The sequence below is a fragment of the Arthrobacter sp. ov118 genome (assembly GCF_900116495.1).
Lineage (GTDB): Bacteria > Actinomycetota > Actinomycetes > Actinomycetales > Micrococcaceae > Arthrobacter.
The window spans coordinates 101,139-121,753 of sequence record NZ_FPAY01000003.1; the positions used below are offsets into that span (position 1 = coordinate 101,139).

A 20,615-nucleotide genomic window follows, 5' to 3' on the forward strand; every position below is an offset into this window, starting at 1 on the left:
CCAACGTGATGAAAACCGGGACGGGCGATGACGGCCGACGCAACGGAAGGGGTGACTGCATGCGTGCCTTGGTATTGAATTGCACTCTGAAGGCGTCCCCTGCCCCCTCCAACACCGTGCCGGCCGCCGTTCCAGGTTTCACGAATGGTCCGAGTCCACAGGCAAGACAATGGCCGCCAATCCTTTCGCGGCCGCAACAGCCCTGCGGGCCCACCCGCTGCCCCCGGCCGGGTAATTGCAGTTCGGAATGTCAACGCAACACGTTTACGAATCAGAAAGGGTGATTACCGTGGCTGAACGCGGAAACACCAAGCACGGATCGCAGCTGGATGATCAAATGCAGCATGAAACCGAAGGGATGGTCCGGGGCAACCAGCCTGCCCACGTCGAAGAAGGGCGGGAGACTGAGCCGTTTCCTGACGAGACCGATTCAGCAGAAGTCCGTGAGGCACTGAAACCGACCACCCCGGCAGACGGCGAAGGCGAAGGGGCCTCCGGTGAGTGAGCTGCTGACCAAGTACGCGGATCTTTACCGCCAACGCGGCCCCTGGTGCCTGGCATACGTCGACGCGAGCACGGGCACTGTTGACAGTCTGGAAGCCTCGGAGGTCCAGCCAGACAATGTGCGCAACGCCTTGACCGCACAGGAGGCGTCCGAACCGGACCTGGATGCCATGGCAGAAGCCATACAACCTGCCACGGGCCAGCCGTCACCTGTCAGCCGCTTTGTTCTTGTCAGGGACGGCGCGACCGTCATTAATGAACTGCTGCCCGGCCCTCTCGTCGGGGGCGAACGAATCACCAGGGACGCCATTCCTGATCTGCTGCCGCTCATGAACCATCAGCCGGACGCGTTCCCTTATGTAGTAGCTGAAGTCAGCCGCGACGAAGGCGAGATCCGGTTGCACCGCGCCGGCAAGCAGGAAACGGACGAAAGCCAGTACGTCCACGGGTCGGACGAAACCCTCAAGAAAGTCCCCAGCGGTGGATGGTCACAGGGCCGGTATCAGCATCACACTGAAGAGATCTGGCGGCGTAACGCCGATCAGGTCGTCGAAGTGATCGACAAGGTGGTCAGGGAAAACCGTGCCCGGCTGCTGGTTCTGGCCGGCGACATTCGTGCGCGCCAGCTGGTGGCGGATCAGCTGTCGGAGGCCAGCAAGGCAATCTTGAGGACCGTCGACTCCCACACGCTGGCTGCAGGTTCCGATCGGGAAAAGTTTGACGATGAAATAGATTCCCTGGTGGCCCAACAGTGGGCAGCGGATCAGCAGCAGCTCATGGACCGTTTCGCGGAACAAGAAGGGCAACCCAATCCGCAGTCGGCAACAGGCATCGGTCCCGTCGTGCAAGCCCTTCAGCAAGCACAGGTGGACGTGCTGATTTTTGATGATCAAGCACTTTCAGAACATGCTCTGCTCGCGTTGGGCGCCGAGCCATGGATAGCCAACTCCGAGGAACAAGCCTTAGGAGCCGAAATCCTGGGCAAAGTTCCAGCACCGCCGGCCCTGCTACGCGCGGCGGCGCTTACCGACGCTCGCGTCCAACTGATTCCTGCGCCGGCACTTCCCAACGGGGTGACCATTGCAGCGCTGCTCCGTTGGCCCGTCGGACCCGAGGCACCTGCAGAAACATAAACCGCTACCAACCAATCCAGTCGGGGCAGCGCAAGTCCAGGTATGGCCGGCGTGGTCTCGATGGGGTCGCAGCAGACCGTAGCCCGCGTTTCCTCGTGCCGCTCAATGGCACCCCGGTCACGGGGTGAGGACGTGCGGAAGAGAACGCCGCAGCCTCGTCAGCCGGCCGAGCCAGCCTGTGACGGTCGCGGCGACCACCCCGTTGGCCGCCCGTGCGCACCCACGATCTCCAGCACGGTCCGGGCCGTGGCGTCCCAGCCGGGCAGCCGGCCCCGCCCAGCCCGGGCCGCGTCCCGCCAGCGTGCCCGCAGCGCGGCGTCGGTCAGCCATTGGCGCAGCAGGTCCGCGAGCGGGGCCGGGTCCGTTCCGAGGCCGACGGCGCGGCCGGGCAGCGGTGTTCCGCCGCCGGCCGCGAGCGCCTCCACGGCGCCCGTGCCGTCGCGGACCACCACCGGAATGCCCCGGGCCAGGGATTCGATGACCACCAGGCCGTATGCTTCGGCCCGGGAAATCAGCAGGCTGAGATCGGCTGCGCTCCATTCGGCCTCGAGCGCTCCGCCCCGGAGCTCGCCGGGGATACTGACCTTGCGCACCAGGCCCAAACGTTGCACGGAGTCCCGGAGCCATGCGGCGTAGTCGGGGTCGGCGGTGTCCGAGCCGATGAGGGACGCCGTCCACGGCAGTTCCGTGAGTTGGGCGAGCGCGTCAAGCAGGAGCGCCTGGTCCTTGTTCGGCAACAGCGCAGCCACGGCGATGAAGTGCGGGACGCCGGAGCCGGTGGCCAGGCTGCCGGCCGCCAGCGGGGCGGATGCAGTGCCGGGAAGGGCCACCCCGATATTGTCCAGGCCGTGCCGGGCAGCGATCCGCGCCGCGGCCGAACCGCTGGTGCAGATGACGCCGGCGGCCGCGGCCATGGCACGGCCCTCCCGTTCAAGGTCCGGCAGGGGCATGTGCAGCAGGATCCAGGCCGGGTGCCCGGCGGCCGCCGCCGCTTCCATCTCCTCGGGCGCGCCGGAGGCAATGAGGCTGTCCACCAGGGTCACAGACCCCCGGGGCGCCGAAAGCAGCAGTCCCGAAAGCCGGCGCCGGTCCTCCGCGCTGCCGCCGGGCCAGCCGCCGTCGAGCGGGCATGTTTCCACTTCGGCGCCGAGGTCGGCAAGCCCGCGCGCCAGGGCGGCGTTGTACACATTCCCGCCGGAATTGTGCCGGATGTTGCCGGGCACGACGAGCCGGAGGCGGAGGCTGGCCGGCACCATCTGCGGCCTAGCTGGCGTCGAAGTTGAGCGAGTAGGCCGCCCAGGCGTCGGGGGTCTCGCGCAGGGTGACATCCAGCCCGGCCAGGGCCCGCCCGTCCCCGCCCACGCGGACCTGCGCCGCCACCGCGTCGGCGATGTATTGCGCGAGGGCCTCCGTGGTGCTCAGCTTGCCGGAAAAGTCGGGGTGTTCGTCGAGGTTCTTATAGTTCAGCCCGTCGAGGACCCCGTCCAGCACGTCCCCCGCCGCGCCGATGTCCAGCACGATCGAGTCGTCGTTGAGCTCACGACGGCGGAATGTCACCTCCGTGACGAAGGTGGCCCCGTGCAGGCCCTGGGCGGGGCCAAAGGCCTCCCGCGGGAGGCTGTGGGCGATCATGAAGTTACGGCGGACGGTCAGACTGAACACGGATTACCTCGTGGCTTCGGTTGGCTGGACGGTGGATGAGATTTCGGTGGACTGGGTTCCGCTGGGCGGGTACTCAATGACGTGACACAGGGCGTCGAGAGTCCCGTCGGAGAGCCGCTGGACGACGCCGGGGAGTTCCGCGAACGCGGAGGAACCGGTGAGGAAGGCGTCGAACACCGGATCCCGGAGCAGGGAGACGGCGAGCGCGAGACGGTCGGCGTTCGTGCGGCGGTGCCGCCGGGCCCGGGCCACCAGCCCGACCTGGCTGGCGCGGATCGACAGCCGGCGGGCGTGGAAGTCCTCGCCCAGCGGCAGGGTGACCGAGCGGTCGGCGTACCAGGACATCTCGATGATGTCCCCTTCGTCCCCCACCAGCTGCAGGGCCCGTTCGAGGCCTGCCTGCGAGGCGGAGCAGTGGATCACGATGTCACAGTCCGGCAGGGCGTCGTCGGGGTGGCAGAAGTCGACGCCGAGGGCCTCCGCGAACGCGCGCTTTGCCGGGTTGACGTCGATCAGCTGCAGGCGCTCCAGCGGAAAACCCGCCAGGAGCTTGGCCACCATGCCGCCGACGAGGCCGGCGCCGATCACCGCGACCCGGTCACCCAGCCGGGGACCGGCTTCCCACAGTCCATTGACGGCGGTTTCCACGGTGCCGGTGAGCACGGCGCGGCGGGCGGGAACGCCGTCGGGGATCACGGTAAGTGATTCGACCGGGACGACGAAGCGGTCCTGGTGCGGGTAGAGGCAGAAGACGGTCTTGCCCGTCCAGTCGTCCGGGCCGGCTTCGACCACGCCCACGGTGAGGTACCCGAACTTCACCGGGTAGGGGAAGTCCCCCTCTTGGTTGGGGGCGGCCATCGCCGCGGCGACGCAGGCCGGAACGCTGGCCTGGTGGACGACGAGCTCGGTGCCCTTGCTGATGCCGGAATACAGGGTCCGGACCAGCGCCTCGCCGGGTCCGGGAGCGGGGAGGTCCTCGCTCCGGAGTTCGCCCTGTTCCGGGCCGACGGTCCAATAGGCGGTGGCGCTGGCATGCTGTTCAGAAATAGTCATTGTGCTTACGAATCTAGTGCCCTGCCGGGATGGGTGGAAAGACCGCCGCGCCCGGATATGGGCGATGTCGGAGCGCCGCTGGGGCTCGTTTTGTGGATGAGTGCCCGCCTCCGGTACCCTAGTCAGGTTGGTGACGTGTCCGAGCGGCCGAAGGTGCAACACTCGAAATGTTGTTTGGTGTAAAAGCCAACGTGGGTTCAAATCCCACCGTCACCGCGAATGAAAACCCCCGGGAGACCGGGGGTTTTCTGCATCCTCAGGAGCTTTGTGGTGCATTTTTGGTGCACATTTCAGGGAACTGCTGCCGCGGCGGTCATGCTAATGCACGCGCATGAGGCACGGCGACTGTCTCGACGGCCTCGCCGAGATCCCTTACCTCAGAGATGGAAGCTCCATCTGGGCCAGCCTCGTCACGGCTTCGGGAGTCACCCGGCCCCGTTCCTTGTCCAAGGCCACCCTCAGCTGCGTGGCCAGGATATTGCGGCGCACATGCAGAGCCAATACTCTCCGTGACGCCGGATCCGCTCGGAGCTTCCCGTCCGGCGTTCTCAACGTGACAAAGGGTGACGGCAACAGCGGCGGTGTCAGCTTAGCCAGTCGTAGTACCGCCTCCGGCGTCTGACGTCCCTGGAGGTCATCCAAGGTAATCCGAAGTTGGGCCGCCCGGATTCCCCTCCGTATACGCAGAATGGCTTCTTCCCTGGACGCCCGCGCTTCCTGATCCAGATCAGACATTGCCTGGCCCCTCTCAGTCCGTTGCATTCATCATCTCCGAGAGGCCCATAACAGCCAAGGGCTTCGCGTCACCGAGGCGGACGATGCACCAGCTCCTAAAAAACCGCCTGGGCGGAAGCCCGCGGTCCCCATAGGGGACGGCATGCGGCTACAAACCAGATTCTCAGCACAGGGCTTTCGGAGGGCCAAGGCCGCAGTTATACCGAGTTATAGGAAGTTCTAGGGGGTTATACGAAAATCCCTATAACCCCCTAGAACTTCCTATAACTTGCGGGACCCCAGGTCCGTACGCAGCTACGGCGAGGGCCTTGCCCGAGTCCCCGGATGGGACTGGAACCCCAGGACAGCGGCAGAGGAAGTCAGATGGCACCGACGGCTGGCCCAGCTCGTGGACTTCCGCGAGGAAGGCAACGATTGGCCCCGCCACAAGAAGTGCGATTCTGGGCGGGAACACACCCTCGGCGTGTGGGTGCATGCCCAACGGCAGAACACCGTCACGGCGAGCTCGAAGCTGAAAAGGTCAAACTTCTGGACGCCGCCGTTCCCGGTTGGCAGGCCGGAAGGACCAGGGGCCGCCCTCCTCGGCGGTGACCGGAAGGTTGCGCCCGTTGTGGACAGGTGGAGCCCTCCGCACAGCTCAAAGCTGGGCTGTCCCCATTGGCGTGCAACCCGTTCCCTGCTGGATCGCTTCTGTCGCCATGGGCTGCCGGCCGGCGAGTTCGGACGGACGCCGGCCGGAGCCGGGCGAATACGGGTTCAGTGCGCTTCACATATCCGCATGCATAAAGCCATGGCCAAAAAAATGGATATGCGCTTGTGAGTCCTTATTCGGCTTGCAATGTTCCCTGAATCTTCTGACGGCAGCCGGCCGCATGTCAGTCCCCCGACTCAACCTTCACAGACCCGCGCCTGTGCGCAGCGATCGTGCACCGTCTGACCTTCGACGGCACCGTCATCGAAACCGGCACCGACTCCTACCGCCTCGCACGCACCAAGCACACCTCCCGCGACGAGCGAGAAATTTCACGCCCGGTCAAGCCCCCCCCCCGGTGGCGGTGTAGCGAGATTTGAACAGCTTGAAGTATGGCGATGGCATCCTTGGGTGCAGCAAGGATGCCGCTACGAGCGAGGCGGCCGCAGTCGCTACCCGGGAACTACACCCTGGTACAGGGTGAACTGGTTGGCCTGCTCCTCGAAGGCGTGGCCGACAATCGGCCCGTCGACCGAGCCGGTATGGATCCACATCGCGGCTTCAACAAAGCTGTATGGATTGTTCCCGTAGGGTGGGTAGCCCCAGGGCATCTCGTAGTAGTCGAAGACGTTCGTGAGGTACCAGGTCCCGAAGGTGCTGGTCAGTTGTACCTGAGTGGCGATGTTGCGCCCGCTTACCGGTGATTTCCAGGTCTTCAACGCTTTCCACTCCGCGTTGTTCCCCACGTGGAAGGTAAGGGCGCCGTCCGGTGTGCCGTTGGGCGTCCCATACGAGTTGCGGCCGATTTCCAGAATCGGTTGGAGGGGAGCCGATCGGTAGGGTGCGCCGTACCACTGGCGCCAGGTGAAGACGGTGCCATTGTTGAACGTCAGCGCCCCCCAGGTATACGCCGTCGTCCATGGCTGCTGCACGGAGTTGAAGTTCCCCCACTGGTGTTCAAACCAGATCGTGCCGGTGAGATGGCGGGTCTTGCCGCCGATGGTGACGGTGCCCTTGCTCTTCGAAATCGGAGCTGTGTAGTAGTAGGACAGTGCGTACATGGTGGCCGGATCCAGGTTCTGCCCGTTCCAGGGGATGTTCTGGTTCTCAAAGCCGCCAAGGCCTACCGGCATGTAGCCGTACGGTGACTGGGCCGTGTTCTCCATGTCCATGACGATGGGTGACTTGTTGTTGTTTGCGGCAACGCCAGTGAATTGGAAGCGCCACGTGTCCGGCTCGGCACGATACGTCGTGGTGAATTCCACGTTCTGGCCCTTGGCGTTGTACTGGAAGTCGTCCGGCGAGGTCGAGTCCGGCGGCCGTGTCCCCTGCAATGAGCCAACAGCAGTCGGCTCGTGCGCCCAGATCAACTCCTGCTTGGCGAAGTCCCCGAACGAGAAGCTGACGCCTTGCTGCCACAGCGAGGGCCCCCGGGAGCACTCGGGTTGTTCGTGATGTTGTAGAAAATGCCGAACTTTTCCCCGGTGTCGTCGTCCGTGAAGAAGCCGGTCCAGTAGTGCCACTCCTGGAAATGGCCGGTGTCGTAGATTCCGCCCGTGTGCCATTTGTGGTCCTGCGGCAAGAGGTACAAGGCATGGCCGCTGACTTCCTGGAACGCGCCACCCTCACCGGGGGCTGCCGCGCTTGCCCGAGGAGCGACACCGGCCAACAGACCCGCCGTGGCGGCCATCGCCAGACCCGATCCCAAGACCCTGCGACGGTCGATTCCTAGTCCTGACGCGCGGGCGGGGTCCGCACTTTCACCCCCGCCGTCGATCACCGGGCGATGGTTCTGCTCTTTACTCTCATACATAACTAAACCTCCTGGTGGACCCCCCACTGGCCTTCGTCGTCCGCGGCCGACTAATCGAGGATCCGTCGCGGGCCCACGGCGCTGGTTGGCCGATTCGAACGCCGCGCATCAAACGCTCCCTACGAGAGAATGGCTGATCCGGCCATCCGGTTCGAGCATTCCCCGCGGAGCTTGGTGCGGCCACTAGAGGGTGGCCGCCGTTCACCATCCCGTACCGGCCTGGGATCGTGGTCAACGTCGTGATGAACCCTGAGGAATCCAAGCATCAATCCTGCCTGGTGCGGCCGGGACCGGTGGGGCCACGTTCGCAACCGTCACATGAGGGTTCGCCCCGACCACCATCAATCGAGTAACACTTTCGGCGGCGCGGGCCGGTGCTTCGCGATTCACGTCGACCTCGGCTACGCCACGTTTCCACATGGCACCCACCCGAAAGACCGTCAGCTTAAACTATGTTCCGATCCACCTCATCCAGCATCACCCCGGACGGATGATATGGCAGGGCAAGACCCACAAATCCCGAGTCGACCAGCCCAGCACAGGTCAGGCATCTCGGACCCGGGAGCTCATCGGCCCGGGGCGTGCTTTGGGTGCCGGGCGCCGGGGACATTTTGTGGGATCTGGCCGACTAAATCCGCGGCTGTAACGGGACCACCGGAGTGACCTGTTCGGGGATCCTAACCAAGAGTTGCAGCAGCAACGGCAGCGGGAGACCATCACACGTATCTTCGGCAGGAAAAGCTAGGCGGGTGGAAATCCGAAGATGGCATTGCCGTAGACCAAACCCGCTAGAGCCCGGTGTTGCCCTTCCACTCCTCCGCCGTCACGCGCTTGATGCTCGCTGACTGCGCCCAGCCCAGGTGGTACTTGCCGGAGGAATCCAGCCACTCGATCAGGCCGTAGCTGCGTGACCAGGCCACCGCTTTGCCGTAGATGCTGCCGACCTGCACCAGAGGCCGCCCGTACTTCGGGAAGTCCCGAATCGGAGAGCGGTCATCCATCGGGCGGCCTTTGTCGGCGTCCATGCGCGCCATCACCCGGTCCATGTCCTCGGGAGAGCCAGCCTTGATCACGGCTCAATTTTAGATCGAATGCTGGACATTTATCGAACACACGTTCTCAACAGGGTTGTCCACATGTGAACAAGTTTTCGATTGCCCGGGAGCATGCGACCCCTTGACCCGTCTCCCTCGACCAATGTCCCTGGCGATAGACGGTAGGCAACAGCCTATTCTTGCCGCGGCTCCATAGAGGTGGAATCCGCATCGCCGCTCAGCCTTCTTGGTCCCCTGCGAGACGAGACTGCTCCAGCGATCGTAAAGACGACGGCGCAGGCAACAGGGATCGACAGCGCGTCCGGAGCTACCGGGCTGAAGTTTCTTACTATCCAAGTGACGCCCAGACCAACCGGGACCGATGCAAATAGCCACAACTAAACAGTCCAATTCAGCGGGACCGGCCGCTCACCCATGTTCCCCATCGCCGAAGCCTAATCCCGTTTGGGAGATCGCACTACCTCCGCTGGCCGCTCAGGGTTGGATAGGCCCTCGTGTTCCCATCGTTTTCAAGAATGCGAATGGGTAGGGTGAGGCTGATGGAACCCAAGACCAGCCTCACCGCACGCGCCCGCCAGCCCGTGGCCAGGTTCATGAAGGCAGCCATCGTCGTGTGCTGGGTTTTCATGGCGGGCACAGTCATTGCCCTGGTCGTTGCGAGCCGCTTCAGTCCGGCTGCGCTTGCGGCAATGACCGCCGCCATAGGCTGCCTGGCAGGCGTCTTCGTGGTCCTCTACCAAAGTGCGGGGAAGTGGGTACGTGACCCCAAATACTCTCTTGCGGGGAAGGGGCTGGCCCTCCTGTTCGCCCTTGCCGCCGCCTCGCTGCTGCTGATCTTCTGGTCAACCGCCCTGTAACGCATCAGCGCCAGGGTCACACCACCATCGCCGTCCGCTCCTTCTGCGCGTTATCGTGGGGCATGAGCAGCTCCGAGGAGTACAGGAACCTTCCGCCGAAAATGAAGCGGCTGGCCCTGACCTGCCTTTGGCTCTTCTTAGGTGCAATGATCGTGGCCACCATCCTTCGACCCTGGTTGGGCTTCTGGCCTACCACGATCCTGTTGGGCGTGATCATGGTCGCGGCACTGATACCTGTCGGTCGTGCCGCACGGCAGGAGCGGAAGGAACTGGAAGGTCCACCTGATCCCTCCATGCCTCGGTAGGTCAACCTCCCTGTAACGCATCAGGGCCGGGTTCGTGCGAACCCTGGCACCGACCGCTCGGAACCGCTCGATTGCTCCGGGTAATTTGCGGGTGACCGGAGCAATTCAGCGCACGGGAGCCGATGACTTCCGCGGAAAACCGAGAATTTTCGGCACCGGGTCATAAGCCCCCGGTGACCCCGCAGATTGACGGTGTTATGCCCCCGCCTTCACGCTGGTGCCCCGGCGACGTCGTAGCCTGTCAGGTGAATGATCCGGAGCCGCCCCTGCTGGTGGTCCGCCACGTCCAAGTGAACAGACCACACAGGGCAAAGTAGATCACGCCCAAGGCTAGCGCCACCCAGTATTCCTCCGCCGGGCGTCCCCCGTGGAGGAACTGGGACATCTGAAATAGACCAAGGGCGCCAGCAAGAACGGCTAGCGCTGCATAGGCCCAACGCTTACGAGGCGGCTGAGACGATTCATTGCCTGTCATGGCGCCAGCCTAGCGAGGTGTAGCGCCGCCACCTAGTGGCATAGCTTCTAATCGTGACCCGGACTTATGCTGGCCGCATGACACTCCTGCGGTCCCTTGCCTGGCTGACAGTCTTGCTGCCGACACTGGTGCCGGTTGCCGGGTGCGCGAGGGTTTGCCCGACCATCGCATGGGCCAACTTCGTGACTGTGGTCCTGGATGGAGACACCCGCAACGTGTCCTGGGTTCAGTTGTGCACCCCGGACTCATGTTCCCGGGCGACGGAGAGCCCAGCAGCGCAGGATGTACTTCCATCCGCGACCGCGACTCCAACCGGGGCCAACGGTCTCGGTTTCGCGCCCGGTGGCGGTCCCACCGCGCGTCGCATCCTGGTCGAGAAGATCGTCTCGGACAGTTGGCGGTTTGGGTTCGAGATGGACTCCCCCGGGACAGTGACCGTCCGGGCTCTCGACTCAACAGGAAAGACTCTCGCTGAGCAAAAGACGTCCTTGGCGTGGCAGCAGACCGGCAGAACAGTCGGATGTGGCGGGCCGGAGACAGCGTCACCCGTCACACTGACGGTCAACGCATAGCGGTGGCGCGATCGTTTGCTGAATGCCAGCCGAGGTTATGACCCCGTCGCCAGCGCAGCTCGTCGGCAATGTGGTCTCGGCGGCCTCTCTCAGACACCGCTCTGAACCGCTCGATTGCTCCGGGTACTCTCCGGGTGCCCGGAGCAATCGAGCGCACGGGAGGGATAACTTCCGCGGAAATCCGGGGTTTTTCGGCACGGGGTCATAAGCCCCGGCGACTCCCCCGGAATTCCGGTGCTTATGACCCCCCACCATGACAGCGCCCTGGCGGCGTCGTGCCAGCGACCCCCGGTCAGCGCTGGCCGGCCTTCAGCGTGTGGGTCTTCTTGATGACGCCGGCATCTTCCTGGCCGCGTTTCTGGCAACGGCTGCCTCTTGTGGACCCGGCCAAAAGTCACTCACTATCTCTCTCCTCTTGGACTACTCAAATCGTCCCGCGCACGCAGGGCAAGAAGCTTGCACACAGTGACCACCAGGGCCAGGGCCAGCAATACGACTCCACCCACCACGCGTGGCAGGGTCAAATCCAGCAAACTCACGATGGCCATTGCGACGAGAAAGGCGACTTGCCACCAAGACGCCCGCGAAACTGCTGTTGCCATTCGGCCCATGGAACCACCTCCTAACTCATCCAACAGATAATCCCGGAGCGCCCATCGGTCCTGATTCGCCTAGTTGCTCGGCGCTGGCGGCCCGCTATTTTGTGGGCTTGAATTTGAACGCTTGCCGCAGAACGATGGCGTACGCAGCACATGCGCAGACGAGTGAGACTACGATCGCGACGTATTTTCCAACGCCTTGGATCTCCCCCATCCGGCCGCCCATGATCCAGACCGATAGATAGGCAACTGCCAACCCGACGACGAACGCCCCTGCGAAAGCGACAAGGACGAGCGTCCAGTAGCGACCCAGGCTCCGCTTGGTTTCCGCTTCGACCATCGTGCTCCTCCCATCCGCTGCTGTTACCGCCACCGGCGGCTGCTCAGTCCCGCCCCCTAAAAAGCGATTGACCAGCAGATCAATGCTTGCGGGAGTCGCGGCCAGATCGACGGTGCCCCTGTCGGTCTTCAGGGTCGCGATCCTTCCCCTTGGGAAGGCAGACCATGGGGCCTTGACCGGCACACCGACCAGAGCCGGCGCGGCGTAGATTTCGATGGAACCGGTCAGAGAGCCGGCCAGTCCGGTCTTAGCCTGGAAGAGGAGTCTGCCGGGTTCAGCTTTTGCGTACCCCCGGGCCCATCTCCCTTTCAGCGCCGTGCCCTGCTCCCTGTGCACACACTCGAAGATCCCCTGTTCTGCGTCGCGTCCCACGCGCCGCCTTCTCAGCGGGATGACGGGCAGGCTGAGAATCACCGACACGACAGCGATAAGAATGGCGCCGATGCCAACGGCGGGCCAATAGCCAAGCGCGTCCGTAAGAGGGCCCAATACCAGCGGCATGAGCAGCACTACCGCCAGAAATAGCGGGACATTTGCGTCATAGACTTTCTCGACAAGGCTGCGGGGTGTCGGCTTGAGGGTGAGTTCGTTCATCGGTGCCTGCCCTTCTTCGCCCATGGCGCCATCTTCTCTCCCGCGCGCATCTGCTACAGCCTTCGTCCGCGCCGGTCCCAGTCATCTCTGCGGGCCTCGTCCTCGTCCCAGAAGGGTGCGTCGTTCCTTCGGACCCGGAGCAGATACAGCACTTGGATGACACTGATGATGAACAAGGCCGTGTACAGCCAGAACGACACCGGGTCCCATCCGTGGCTGGACCCGAGCTGATTGAGGGCGAGCAGTGCACTGATCACCACCATTGGGCCGGCGGCCCAGGTCCGGAATTTCCAGGAGCCGCGGCTCATCCGTGGTTCAAGGCGTTTGCGCCCCTCAGAAGTGGACATGGTCAGAGCATAACCGTTCCTATACGCGAGGGTCGGACGGTTAGGGTATCCGCAATAGTCGGCTATCGGATGGGGGAACAATGAAGCTCTGGCGGTCGATTATGGACTTGCCTCAACCGGGCACCACCCCGTGACCGGCAGTTCCCGAAGGGGCTGGCGGGGGTTGGTGCGGCGCACGCCGCTGTGGATACTCGTGCTCGTTTTCGCCATAGCGTGGGCCGCCCTGCAGCTGGGGTGAGACTGCTCAGGGGCAAGGAGGTCGCGGCGGAGGACGTCGCAATCTATGGCGTGTTCGGGGTGGTCACTGGAATCCTCATGCTGGTGGTGGCCCGATGGGTCCTGAGAAGGGAGCGGAAGCTGCCGCCCGGGTCGCCCACCGCAACGAACATCAAGCGGGCCATCGCCACGGGGCAGCTGCCGGAGCACGCGTCCGCCAAAGCATGGGTGCCCAAGTTGAATAAGATCATCCGCCAGGAGCAGCACATGATGTGGGCTGGGCCCCTCCTCTTTGGCCTGTTCACGGCCATGGGAATTTTTCTGATCTTCGGTGATCCCGAGCATCCGTGGTTCGGCGTGCTTGTGGCTGCACTCTGTTTGGGGATCGCGATCTGGTATCCCGTCTGGATTCCGCGACGCCGACCAAAGATCCAGGCGCTCATCGACCAGTTCCCGGAGGAAGAATCAGTCCGGCGATGACAGGAGCGGTCAGTTGAAACCCCGCCAGCTGGGCACGCTGCTTCTGTGCGTGGGCGCTTTGAATGCCCTCATCGGCACCATCATGGCCCTCCAGATCCCACAAGAGCGCGTCGGCATCTCGCCATACGTGCTCGCCCTTAGCGGCCTCGTCTTGATGTTTGTCGGGTACTACACAGGGAAGCGCAAGGGCTGGAAGTAGCTAGGCACCAGCCTAGCGAGGTGTACCGCTGGCACCTAGTGGCCGTGGCCGTTCTCATAAACTATGGAAAGACGAGGCGGAGGGAGCCGACTATGCCTCCGGTTCCGCGCCGTTGCTCTTCCGCTTGCCGAGCCACTGCTCGCGGTACGCGTCGGTTTCCTTCTTCTGCTTCTGGCCCCGCTCTGCTGCCCAGCCGACAACGAAGTAGATCAGAACCATCGCTGGAGCTAACTGCCAATTGATGAGCACTCCCGTCAAGAGGCCGAACAGGACACCGACAGCGACGATAACCAGCCATCGGGAAACCGTTCGTGTTCGTCGGTTGCTGTTGAACATGGCTCACAGTAACACCGACAGATGCGCGCTGAACCGCCCTGGTGGTTCTCGTAAACGACGGCTATTCAAGCTACGACCCCGCTCTCACGCCACCGCCCTAGCGACGTCGTAGCCGGCGGACTTTTGCAGGTTGTTCCGCGCCCGGTCGTAGTACCAACTTAGGATTCTGGCGTTTCATCAGCCGACGACTTTCGGCGCTGAACAACGTACCAAACCAGTAGACCAACGCTCCCGAGAAGCGCCTCCTGAACCAGGCCCAGCACCATCGCCCGGATTACGTCCTCTTGGAACAAAGCGACTACCACGACAAAGGTGGTCCACACTGCTGCGACCCAGGCGACACCCTTCCGGTCCCGCGAACTCATTCTCATGCCCTGAGCCTAATGGGCGTTGTTTGTTTGGGCTTACAGCTTTGCTACCTTCCAGCGTGCTCTACGCCAGTGCCCTGGCCACGTCGTAGCCGGCGGACTTTTGAAGGTTGTTACGGGCTCTGTCGTACCTTCGGGTGGTCCGTGGATCCGCGTGTCCCATACTGTCCTGCAGGGAATGCAACGACACCCCAGCGTCCAGGGCAATGGTCGCAAAAGCGTGCCGCAGGCTGTGCGGACTGATCTGGCCGTCAATGCCGGCCTGCTGAGCCAATCGCTGCACGATGCGGAACGCCGACGTCCGGTGAAGGGGCTTCCCAGTGGCCGTGGTGAACAGCGGCCGGCTCATGCTGTGTCCCTGGCTGTGAACCAGATCCGCACCCGTGGTGCCCAAGTAGAAGTTCAGCGCCACCACCGCCGGCGCGGGAACGGCAACCTTCGCGGACTTGCCTCCCTTGCGCCGGACCGTGAGGACCCGGTGGCCCGAGTCGTGGGCATAGTCCGCCGTCGTCGCGCTCAGCGCCTCGCTCACCCGGAGACCGGTGAACATCAGCAGGTTGACCAGGGCGTTGGACCGGGGGCCGTCCCTGCGGGCCGCCTCCAGCAGCGCCCGGGCCTGGTCGCGGTTGAGCCCCTGCGTTGAACTGTGGTCGGCATCGACCGCCGGACGGGAGATCGTCGCGACCGGATTCCGGTCCACGAGCTCCTCAGCCAGCGCGTACCGGTAGAAGCTCGACAGCGCGGCGAGCGTCCGGGCCACCGTCGCCGGAGCTCCGGTGAGGGTGTGCCGGTAGCCGTCCAGATGCACCCGGCGCACCGTGAGCAGATCCAGGCCCAGCCGGTCGAGCCAGCTGCAGAAGGTGGCCAGGTTCAGGGTGTAACCGCGCAGCGTGTGCGGCGAGGACTGCGCGAGCTGCCACGCGGCAATAATGCTGGCGTGTCGTTCCGCATTTCCGGCAGGGGCGCTGCTATAAGCGAGGTCATTTCCCATAGGAGCATCATAACTGTCATTATGTTGCAGATTTGGGATTTGTGACCCCTGGCGCATCCGCGGTTTGATGTCGAAGGATGCGTACGACGGGCGCGCCCGCGAAAGGGGCGCATATGGGATTAAGACGGGGCCTTTTCGCCCAGCACTCCGGGCGTCAGAACGGGCGCCGAAAGCATGAATTATGTCAATCTAGGTTGACGAAAGGCCGAAAATCGGCTCTTGAAGTACGGGAGTAGAAGTGGCTGTGAGAACTCCGATTCCTTAGTGAAATCAGAAGCCCAGCCCTACGTCTCAGGGGGTCATCGACCCTTGACAGGCTTTATACCTCCGCGTTGAGCTGGCCGGCCTGCGGCCGGGCGGCGGTGGCGGTGGCGGATGCTTCCTTGATGGCGGCTTGTAGGACCGCCCGAAGCAGCCCCGGAAACTGCGCTTCGAGGTCGGCTGCTCGTAGCGAGTTGAGGATGGCAGTGCCCCTGTAGTGCTGTTCGATCACGCCGGCTTCCCGTAGGACCCTGAAGTGATGGGTCGATGTTGATTTGCTGACCGGTAGCTGAAAGGCGCTGCAGGCTTGCTCGCCCGGGACGTCCGCCAGTTGACTCACGATCTGTCGTCGTACTGGATCCGACAAGGCGGAAAGTACCGCGTCCAGCCGCAACTCGCTCCGGCCGGGGTGGGCAAGGGTGCGCACTTGTAAATCGATCTCCCTGGTTTTGCCCGATTGACTCCAAATCATTGTACGATAAAACTCGTACTACGAAGGGTTGCGTACTTGCCCTTTGCGGGAGCAAGCTGAATCCTCGAGCTGCGCAACCTAGCCTCCAACAGTGCGCTGTCGTTCCATAGCCACAGTCAACGTCCGCATAATCCACTCGTTGACCGGGCTATTCCTACTTACCCAATCGATTGGGTATACGCATCAAGATCCGCCGCGTCAACAGAATCTAAGGAAATTATCATGACGAACCTCAACCCGCTCTGGTCACCCCTGCAGATCGGTTCCACACAGTTGCCCAGCCGCGTGGCCTTGGCCCCGATGACTCGCATCAGCGCAACTGAGGATGGGCTGGTGACCGAGAAGATGGTCTCCTACTACGAGGCTTTTGCCCGGGGTGGCTTCGCCCTGCTGATCACTGAAGGGATCTACCCCGACACCGCTTACAGCCAGGGCTACTTGTACCAGCCGGGCCTTGCCACGGATGAACAGGGCCGGTCCTGGGCTGCGGTTGTCGACGCCGTCCATGCAGCCGGGTCCACGATATTCGCCCAGCTCATGCACGCCGGATCCCAGGCGCAGGGTAACCGCTTCAAAGACAGCACGATCGGTCCCTCCGCGGTCGCCCCCAAGGGGGAGCAGCTGGACTTCTACCGCGGCGAGGGCCCCTACCGGGTACCCTCGGAAATAACCCGGGAACAGATGGAAGAAGTTCGCCAGGGCTTCGTAGCCGCCGCGCTGCGCGCCAAGGAGGCCGGGTTCGACGGCGTGGAAATCCACGGAGCCAACGGCTACCTACTGGACCAGTTCCTCACCGACTACCTCAATCTCCGCACCGACGAGTACGGAGGCTCCGCACAGAACCGCGTGCGCTTCCCCGCGGAAATCGCCCGCGCCGTGCGCGAGGCCGTCGGGCCGGACATGACCGTCGGCATCCGGATTTCCCAGTCCAAGGTCAGTGACCACAACCACCGCTGGGCCGGCGGGGCCGAGGAAGCAGAACTCATCTTCTCCACCCTGGCCGCCACGGGCGTCGACTTCCTCCACACCACCGAGTACAAGGCCTACGCCCCGGCCTTCGGCGACCATGGCCCCTCACTGGCCGCCCTGGCCAAGCAGCACTCCGGGCTGCCGGTGATCGCCAACGGCCATCTGGATGACCCCGAGACTGCTGTATCAATGCTGGTTGACCATGCCGCCGACGTGGTGGCCCTGGGCAAGGCGGCACTGGGCAACAGGGACTGGCCCGACCGGGTCAAAAACGGCCGACCCCTTGATGAGCTGGACGCGAGCCTGTTTGCCCCCGTGGCCGACGTCAAGGACTGGGAGCTCGAACTGCTCTCCTGACCCTCCACAGTGCCCCTGCCTCCTCGCCCGTTCAGTCCAGCACGGAACGGATCGAGGGCAGGGCACTTACGAAACGTTGCCAATCACTTTTCTCTGGCGGCACGGAGCTCCCGGGATTACCGTCCAGCTTGAAGTCAACATCATCGTGCTCGAGGAAGTGGGTCATGCTCGACGATACGGACCTCCTGCAGGCGCTGCGGCGTCACTGGAAGACTCAGGCAAGGACGAGGACATCGCCCACGAGATCTACCACGACGACGCCGTGCTTGAATTCCCTCAGTCCGGCGAACGGTTCGAAGGCGTGGAGAACTTCCGCGAATGGCGACGACAGTACCGGCGAAGCTCAAGTTCCACACCCGACGGATCACTCATCGTGCTGATCTGGTCGTTGTTGAGAACCTGATCAGCTACGACGGAGCGCCATGGATGTTCACCCTCAGCCTGATGGAGTTCAGGGGCGACCGCGTTGCTCACGAGCGGATCTAGATCATGGATGGCTGGGATGCAGCAGAGTGGCGCTCCCCCTGGCGCGCCAAGGAGCCTGCAGACCCGAGGTAATTCCGGGATGGGGGCAAGGCAGGGTCAAAAGAGGTGCGAACAGCCGGATAATGAGGCAGGGTCGTCTGCCTTCCGGCTTGTGTGCGTCGCGGTCAGCGACGACGGCCGCTCGAGACCTCATGCGTGCGGTCGCCCCGGCGGCGGTCACCGACGAAGCCAATGCCGGTGCATCTAGCTACGGCCCTGAGGACGGAGGGCATGCCAGGTCAGTGCATGAATTCGAGCGCCGGAGCGAATAGTTTCCCGCCGAAAACAATGAACGATCCGAGAGGGTTATTGCGTGCGAAACAATTGGGAGCCTGCTTGCGCAGGCCCCCAATGATCAGAGGATTTATGCGGACTTTGTTTTCGAACCGCTCTTGAACCAAGAAATTCGCTGTTTGCCCCGCGTAACGAGATAAATAACGGCACCAATTACGGGCACGGCCACTATCAGAAGGGCCCACACCAGGCGCAAAGAGACAGAAAGGCCACGGTCTGTTACAGCAAGCACCAGGGTGACGAGCACTAGCAGTGCCACGATCACGCTGGGTACTGCGAACAGCGCCAGCTGCCCGTAGTCCGGCTGCAGACTGGATTCTTGGCTTTGCAAGAGACCTACGAGTTCGACGCCCATGCCGTGTTTCCTCCAACGTTCAGTTGCACCCACACGTCGTAAGAACTGAGCGGGCTGTTAATCCAGGAATGCAGCCTGGCCTTGGCGGAGCCCCAGCCATCCTCGCTGTACTTGACCGCATCATAAGTCGGTGAGCTGCAACCCCAGCCCCATCCCCAGCAGGTTGCAGTCTGGTTGTAGACGTGGTCGATCCTGTCGTACGTCCCATTGATGATCTGGTAGTCCGCGTTGAACCCAAGGTAGACGTTCCCCCACTGGTTTTCAACAGCGCAGCCGCGGTAGACGGCGTATCCACTGCCGGTGTAGGCGGTGCATCCCTTCAGCGCAGCCATCGGGGTAATGGTGGTGTCCGTTGCCGCCGCCGGTGCACGGCCGGCGATTACCTGAACGGGGCGCTCGATGCTCGTGATCATCACCGACCCGTCAGGAAACCGGCTGATCCGCTCCGTTGAGTCCGGAGATTCCTTGACCTCGACGCTCGTCGGCGCAACATCCGCCAGAGAATCCCACCGCTCGCCAGCCGAGCATTTCCCAAATGAGGCACGCACCCCATCTCGTGAGCACTACTCATTGAATCTCATCGCCCCCCTCGACATCTCCCGCTAAGTACACTTAGCATTGAGGTTCAAGGATTCCTTTTTTGCGCACAGGCCGGGCCAGCTGGGACTTTTCCCGGACAGCCCGCCGTCTGAAACCTCTGGCCTCCCGTCTTTCCGGCGGGACGTGGCCACAATTCTTATTCACCCCTCTCCTCGTCTGCTCAAATACGCGTACCTGGGTGACGCACGCGCCGCCCTTCCGGGACCGCCCTGCAGCCTAAAGAGTCTGGAACGCCCCGGAAGCTACAACTACTTGGCCGCGATCGGGATGGGATAAAAGGAAAGAGCGGAAAAGTGAAGGCAGTAGTCTATAAAGGACCCAACGACGTCGCCGTCGAGGACGTACCGGACGCCAAAATTGAACACCCCGCCGACGTGCTGGTGCGGATCACTGCGACTAACATCTGCGGCTCGGACCTGCACATGTATGAGGGCCGCACCAGCTTCGAGCCCGGGCGCACCTTCGGACACGAGAACCTCGGTGAAGTGATCGAGATCGGCTCCGCGGTGAGCAAAGTGAAGGTGGGCGAACGCGTCGTGCTGCCCTTCAACATCTCCTGCGGATTCTGCAAAAACTGCGAACGCGGCTTCACCAACTACTGTCTGACCATGCAGCCCGAACCCAAGCTCGCCGGCGCTGCCTACGGCTTCGCGGACATGGGCCCGTACCAGGGCGGGCAGGCCGAGTACCTGCGCGTGCCGTACGGGGACTTCAACTGCCTGCGGCTCGGGGAGGACGCCGTGGAGAAAGAGCTCGACTACGTCATGGTCGCCGACATTTTCCCCACCGGCTGGCATGCCACCGAGCTGGCCGGGGTGTACCCGGGCGACTCCGTGGTCATCTACGGTGCAGGTCCCGTCGGGCTCATGGCCGCCTACTCCGCCATCATCAAAGGCGCCGGCAAGGTCATGGTCGTGGACCGCCAAAGCGACCGCCTGAAGCTGGCGGAACAGATCGGTGCCATCCCGGTGGATGATTCCGCAACGGACCCCGTCGAGTTCGTCAAGGACCAGACCATGGGGTTCGGGGCCGACCGCGGCTGTGAATGTGTGGGCTACCAGGCGCACGACCCGGGCGGAAACGAACAGCCCAACCTGACTCTGAATCGGCTCGTGGATTCCGTCCGGTTCGTCGGTGGCCTGGGAGTGGTAGGTGTATTCCTCCCCCAGGACCCCGGGGCGCCCGACAAACTCGCCCAGCAGGGCCAGGTGGCCTTCGACTACGGAAACTACTGGTTCAAGGGACAGACGATGGGCTCGGGCCAGTGCCCGGTCAAGAAATACAACCGGGCCCTGCGCGACCTCATCGCCGGTGGAAAGGCCAGCCCCTCCTTCATCGTCAGCCACGAACTGCCGCTGGATCAGGCCCCCGAGGGCTACAGGAACTTCGACAGCCGCGAAGACGGCTGGACCAAAGTCGTCCTCCACCCGGCCGGAGCCTAAAAAGAATCCGGACGG

Annotated in this window: 23 protein-coding genes, 1 tRNA gene and 2 pseudogenes; 10 read left to right on the forward strand and 16 right to left on the reverse strand. The window is 63.3% G+C overall.

Annotation, left to right across the window (positions count from 1 at the left end):
* The first annotated feature begins 289 nt into the window (after positions 1–289).
* The gene (locus BM372_RS07985) at positions 290–505 is read left to right on the forward strand and encodes a hypothetical protein (RefSeq protein ID WP_090954545.1); all 216 of its coding nucleotides are present in this window, start codon (positions 290–292) and stop codon (positions 503–505) included.
* A complete protein-coding gene (locus BM372_RS07990; protein WP_090953938.1) occupies positions 498–1,637 on the forward strand; it encodes a baeRF2 domain-containing protein in 1,140 nt (379 codons plus the stop codon). Before BM372_RS07985 ends, BM372_RS07990 begins: the two co-directional genes overlap by 8 nt.
* Positions 1,638–1,795: 158 nt before the next feature.
* Here BM372_RS07990 and BM372_RS07995 read toward each other — a convergent pair whose 3' ends face one another.
* From BM372_RS07995 to BM372_RS08005, 3 genes are read right to left on the reverse strand one after another with little or no spacing between them, the layout of a single operon-like run.
* Positions 1,796–2,893, reverse strand: a complete 1,098-nt coding sequence (locus BM372_RS07995; protein ID WP_090953940.1) for a glycosyltransferase — start codon at positions 2,891–2,893, stop codon at positions 1,796–1,798.
* Positions 2,894–2,900: 7 nt separating this feature from the next.
* Complete coding sequence (locus BM372_RS08000) at positions 2,901–3,299, reverse strand: 6-pyruvoyl trahydropterin synthase family protein (RefSeq protein WP_090953942.1); 399 nt, start codon at positions 3,297–3,299, stop codon at positions 2,901–2,903.
* 3 nt (positions 3,300–3,302) lie between these two features.
* Positions 3,303–4,352: a dehydrogenase gene (locus tag BM372_RS08005; protein WP_090953944.1), complete on the reverse strand. Its 1,050-nt coding sequence runs from the start codon at positions 4,350–4,352 to the stop codon at positions 3,303–3,305.
* Between the two features lie 129 nt (positions 4,353–4,481).
* Here BM372_RS08005 and BM372_RS08010 point away from each other — a divergent pair.
* Positions 4,482–4,568, forward strand: a tRNA-Ser gene (locus BM372_RS08010).
* 1,410 nt (positions 4,569–5,978) lie between these two features.
* A pseudogene (locus BM372_RS20995) lies at positions 5,979–6,158 on the forward strand (hypothetical protein); the annotation flags it as partial.
* A gap of 72 nt (positions 6,159–6,230) precedes the next feature.
* On the opposite strand, the gene BM372_RS08025 reads toward BM372_RS20995, so the two are convergent.
* The 3 genes from BM372_RS08025 to BM372_RS08030 all read right to left on the reverse strand — a co-directional run bounded on the left by BM372_RS08025 (position 6,231) and on the right by BM372_RS08030 (position 8,664).
* Complete coding sequence (locus tag BM372_RS08025) at positions 6,231–7,112, reverse strand: lipocalin-like domain-containing protein (RefSeq protein WP_177235933.1); 882 nt, start codon at positions 7,110–7,112, stop codon at positions 6,231–6,233.
* Positions 7,113–7,144: 32 nt separating this feature from the next.
* Entirely contained in the window at positions 7,145–7,591 is a 447-nt protein-coding gene (locus tag BM372_RS20625; protein ID WP_177235934.1) for a hypothetical protein, read from the reverse strand.
* Between the two features lie 788 nt (positions 7,592–8,379).
* The gene (locus tag BM372_RS08030; protein ID WP_090953950.1) at positions 8,380–8,664 is read right to left on the reverse strand and encodes a hypothetical protein; all 285 of its coding nucleotides are present in this window, start codon (positions 8,662–8,664) and stop codon (positions 8,380–8,382) included.
* A 521-nt stretch (positions 8,665–9,185) separates the two neighbouring features.
* Between BM372_RS08030 and BM372_RS08035 the strand changes: the two genes are divergently transcribed.
* A complete protein-coding gene (locus BM372_RS08035; protein WP_090953952.1) occupies positions 9,186–9,503 on the forward strand; it encodes a hypothetical protein in 318 nt (105 codons plus the stop codon).
* Between the two features lie 16 nt (positions 9,504–9,519).
* Here BM372_RS08035 and BM372_RS08040 read toward each other — a convergent pair whose 3' ends face one another.
* From BM372_RS08040 to BM372_RS08050, 4 genes are all read right to left on the reverse strand, one after another.
* Positions 9,520–9,720, reverse strand: a complete 201-nt coding sequence (locus BM372_RS08040; RefSeq protein ID WP_090953954.1) for a hypothetical protein — start codon at positions 9,718–9,720, stop codon at positions 9,520–9,522.
* 329 nt (positions 9,721–10,049) lie between these two features.
* A complete protein-coding gene (locus BM372_RS20630) occupies positions 10,050–10,193 on the reverse strand; it encodes a hypothetical protein (RefSeq protein WP_177235935.1) in 144 nt (47 codons plus the stop codon).
* A 1,358-nt stretch (positions 10,194–11,551) separates the two neighbouring features.
* Entirely contained in the window at positions 11,552–12,388 is an 837-nt protein-coding gene (locus BM372_RS08045; RefSeq protein ID WP_177235936.1) for a hypothetical protein, read from the reverse strand.
* Positions 12,389–12,441: 53 nt separating this feature from the next.
* Complete coding sequence (locus BM372_RS08050; RefSeq protein ID WP_090953958.1) at positions 12,442–12,735, reverse strand: hypothetical protein; 294 nt, start codon at positions 12,733–12,735, stop codon at positions 12,442–12,444.
* Between the two features lie 234 nt (positions 12,736–12,969).
* Here BM372_RS08050 and BM372_RS08055 point away from each other — a divergent pair, with 234 nt between their 5' ends.
* Both BM372_RS08055 and BM372_RS08060 read left to right on the forward strand, forming a co-directional pair.
* Positions 12,970–13,431, forward strand: a complete 462-nt coding sequence (locus BM372_RS08055; RefSeq protein WP_090953960.1) for a hypothetical protein — start codon at positions 12,970–12,972, stop codon at positions 13,429–13,431.
* A 13-nt stretch (positions 13,432–13,444) separates the two neighbouring features.
* Positions 13,445–13,630, forward strand: a complete 186-nt coding sequence (locus tag BM372_RS08060; protein ID WP_090953962.1) for a hypothetical protein — start codon at positions 13,445–13,447, stop codon at positions 13,628–13,630.
* Positions 13,631–13,720: 90 nt separating this feature from the next.
* Here BM372_RS08060 and BM372_RS20400 read toward each other — a convergent pair whose 3' ends face one another.
* The 4 genes and pseudogenes from BM372_RS20400 to BM372_RS21005 all read right to left on the reverse strand — a co-directional run.
* A complete protein-coding gene (locus tag BM372_RS20400) occupies positions 13,721–13,966 on the reverse strand; it encodes a hypothetical protein (RefSeq protein WP_143111448.1) in 246 nt (81 codons plus the stop codon).
* 432 nt (positions 13,967–14,398) lie between these two features.
* Complete coding sequence (locus BM372_RS08070; protein ID WP_090953966.1) at positions 14,399–15,325, reverse strand: tyrosine-type recombinase/integrase; 927 nt, start codon at positions 15,323–15,325, stop codon at positions 14,399–14,401.
* Between the two features lie 319 nt (positions 15,326–15,644).
* Entirely contained in the window at positions 15,645–15,818 is a 174-nt protein-coding gene (locus BM372_RS21000) for a hypothetical protein (RefSeq protein WP_256214156.1), read from the reverse strand.
* A pseudogene (locus tag BM372_RS21005) lies at positions 15,819–16,058 on the reverse strand (ArsR/SmtB family transcription factor); the annotation flags it as partial. It abuts the gene before it with no gap.
* A gap of 222 nt (positions 16,059–16,280) precedes the next feature.
* Between BM372_RS21005 and BM372_RS08080 the strand changes: the two are divergent.
* Together BM372_RS08080 and BM372_RS20405 are read left to right on the forward strand one after the other, a co-directional pair.
* Positions 16,281–17,384 (forward strand): oxidoreductase, encoded by a 1,104-nt coding sequence (locus BM372_RS08080; RefSeq protein ID WP_090953970.1) that lies wholly within the window; start codon positions 16,281–16,283, stop codon positions 17,382–17,384.
* Between the two features lie 76 nt (positions 17,385–17,460).
* A complete protein-coding gene (locus BM372_RS20405) occupies positions 17,461–17,787 on the forward strand; it encodes a hypothetical protein (RefSeq protein ID WP_143111449.1) in 327 nt (108 codons plus the stop codon).
* A 486-nt stretch (positions 17,788–18,273) separates the two neighbouring features.
* On the opposite strand, the gene BM372_RS08085 is transcribed toward BM372_RS20405, so the two are convergent.
* Entirely contained in the window at positions 18,274–18,558 is a 285-nt protein-coding gene (locus BM372_RS08085) for a PLDc N-terminal domain-containing protein (protein WP_090953972.1), read from the reverse strand.
* Positions 18,540–18,971, reverse strand: coding sequence for a hypothetical protein (locus BM372_RS08090; protein WP_090953974.1), 432 nt, complete (start codon positions 18,969–18,971; stop codon positions 18,540–18,542). Before BM372_RS08090 ends, BM372_RS08085 begins: the two co-directional genes overlap by 19 nt.
* A 480-nt stretch (positions 18,972–19,451) precedes the next feature.
* Here BM372_RS08090 and BM372_RS08095 point away from each other — a divergent pair, with 480 nt between their 5' ends.
* Positions 19,452–20,600, forward strand: a complete 1,149-nt coding sequence (locus BM372_RS08095; RefSeq protein ID WP_090953976.1) for a glutathione-independent formaldehyde dehydrogenase — start codon at positions 19,452–19,454, stop codon at positions 20,598–20,600.
* Positions 20,601–20,615 lie beyond the last annotated feature (15 nt).

Bases quoted from the DNA above. Each gene is read 5' to 3' on its own strand.
- BM372_RS08035 (WP_090953952.1), top strand. From the start codon at position 9,186: ATGGAACCCAAGACCAGCCTCACCGCACGCGCCCGCCAGCCCGTGGCC.
- BM372_RS08085 (WP_090953972.1), bottom strand. From the start codon at position 18,558: ATGGGCGTCGAACTCGTAGGTCTCTTGCAAAGCCAAGAATCCAGTCTG.
- BM372_RS08090 (WP_090953974.1), bottom strand. From the start codon at position 18,971: ATGATCACGAGCATCGAGCGCCCCGTTCAGGTAATCGCCGGCCGTGCA.
- BM372_RS07995 (WP_090953940.1), bottom strand. From the start codon at position 2,893: ATGGTGCCGGCCAGCCTCCGCCTCCGGCTCGTCGTGCCCGGCAACATC.
- BM372_RS08005 (WP_090953944.1), bottom strand. From the start codon at position 4,352: ATGACTATTTCTGAACAGCATGCCAGCGCCACCGCCTATTGGACCGTC.
- BM372_RS08040 (WP_090953954.1), bottom strand. From the start codon at position 9,720: ATGATCACGCCCAACAGGATCGTGGTAGGCCAGAAGCCCAACCAGGGT.
- BM372_RS20400 (WP_143111448.1), bottom strand. From the start codon at position 13,966: ATGTTCAACAGCAACCGACGAACACGAACGGTTTCCCGATGGCTGGTT.
- BM372_RS20630 (WP_177235935.1), bottom strand. From the start codon at position 10,193: ATGTCCCAGTTCCTCCACGGGGGACGCCCGGCGGAGGAATACTGGGTG.
- BM372_RS08045 (WP_177235936.1), bottom strand. From the start codon at position 12,388: ATGAACGAACTCACCCTCAAGCCGACACCCCGCAGCCTTGTCGAGAAA.
- BM372_RS20625 (WP_177235934.1), bottom strand. From the start codon at position 7,591: ATGTATGAGAGTAAAGAGCAGAACCATCGCCCGGTGATCGACGGCGGG.
- BM372_RS08070 (WP_090953966.1), bottom strand. From the start codon at position 15,325: ATGGGAAATGACCTCGCTTATAGCAGCGCCCCTGCCGGAAATGCGGAA.
- BM372_RS08080 (WP_090953970.1), top strand. From the start codon at position 16,281: ATGACGAACCTCAACCCGCTCTGGTCACCCCTGCAGATCGGTTCCACA.
- BM372_RS08050 (WP_090953958.1), bottom strand. From the start codon at position 12,735: ATGTCCACTTCTGAGGGGCGCAAACGCCTTGAACCACGGATGAGCCGC.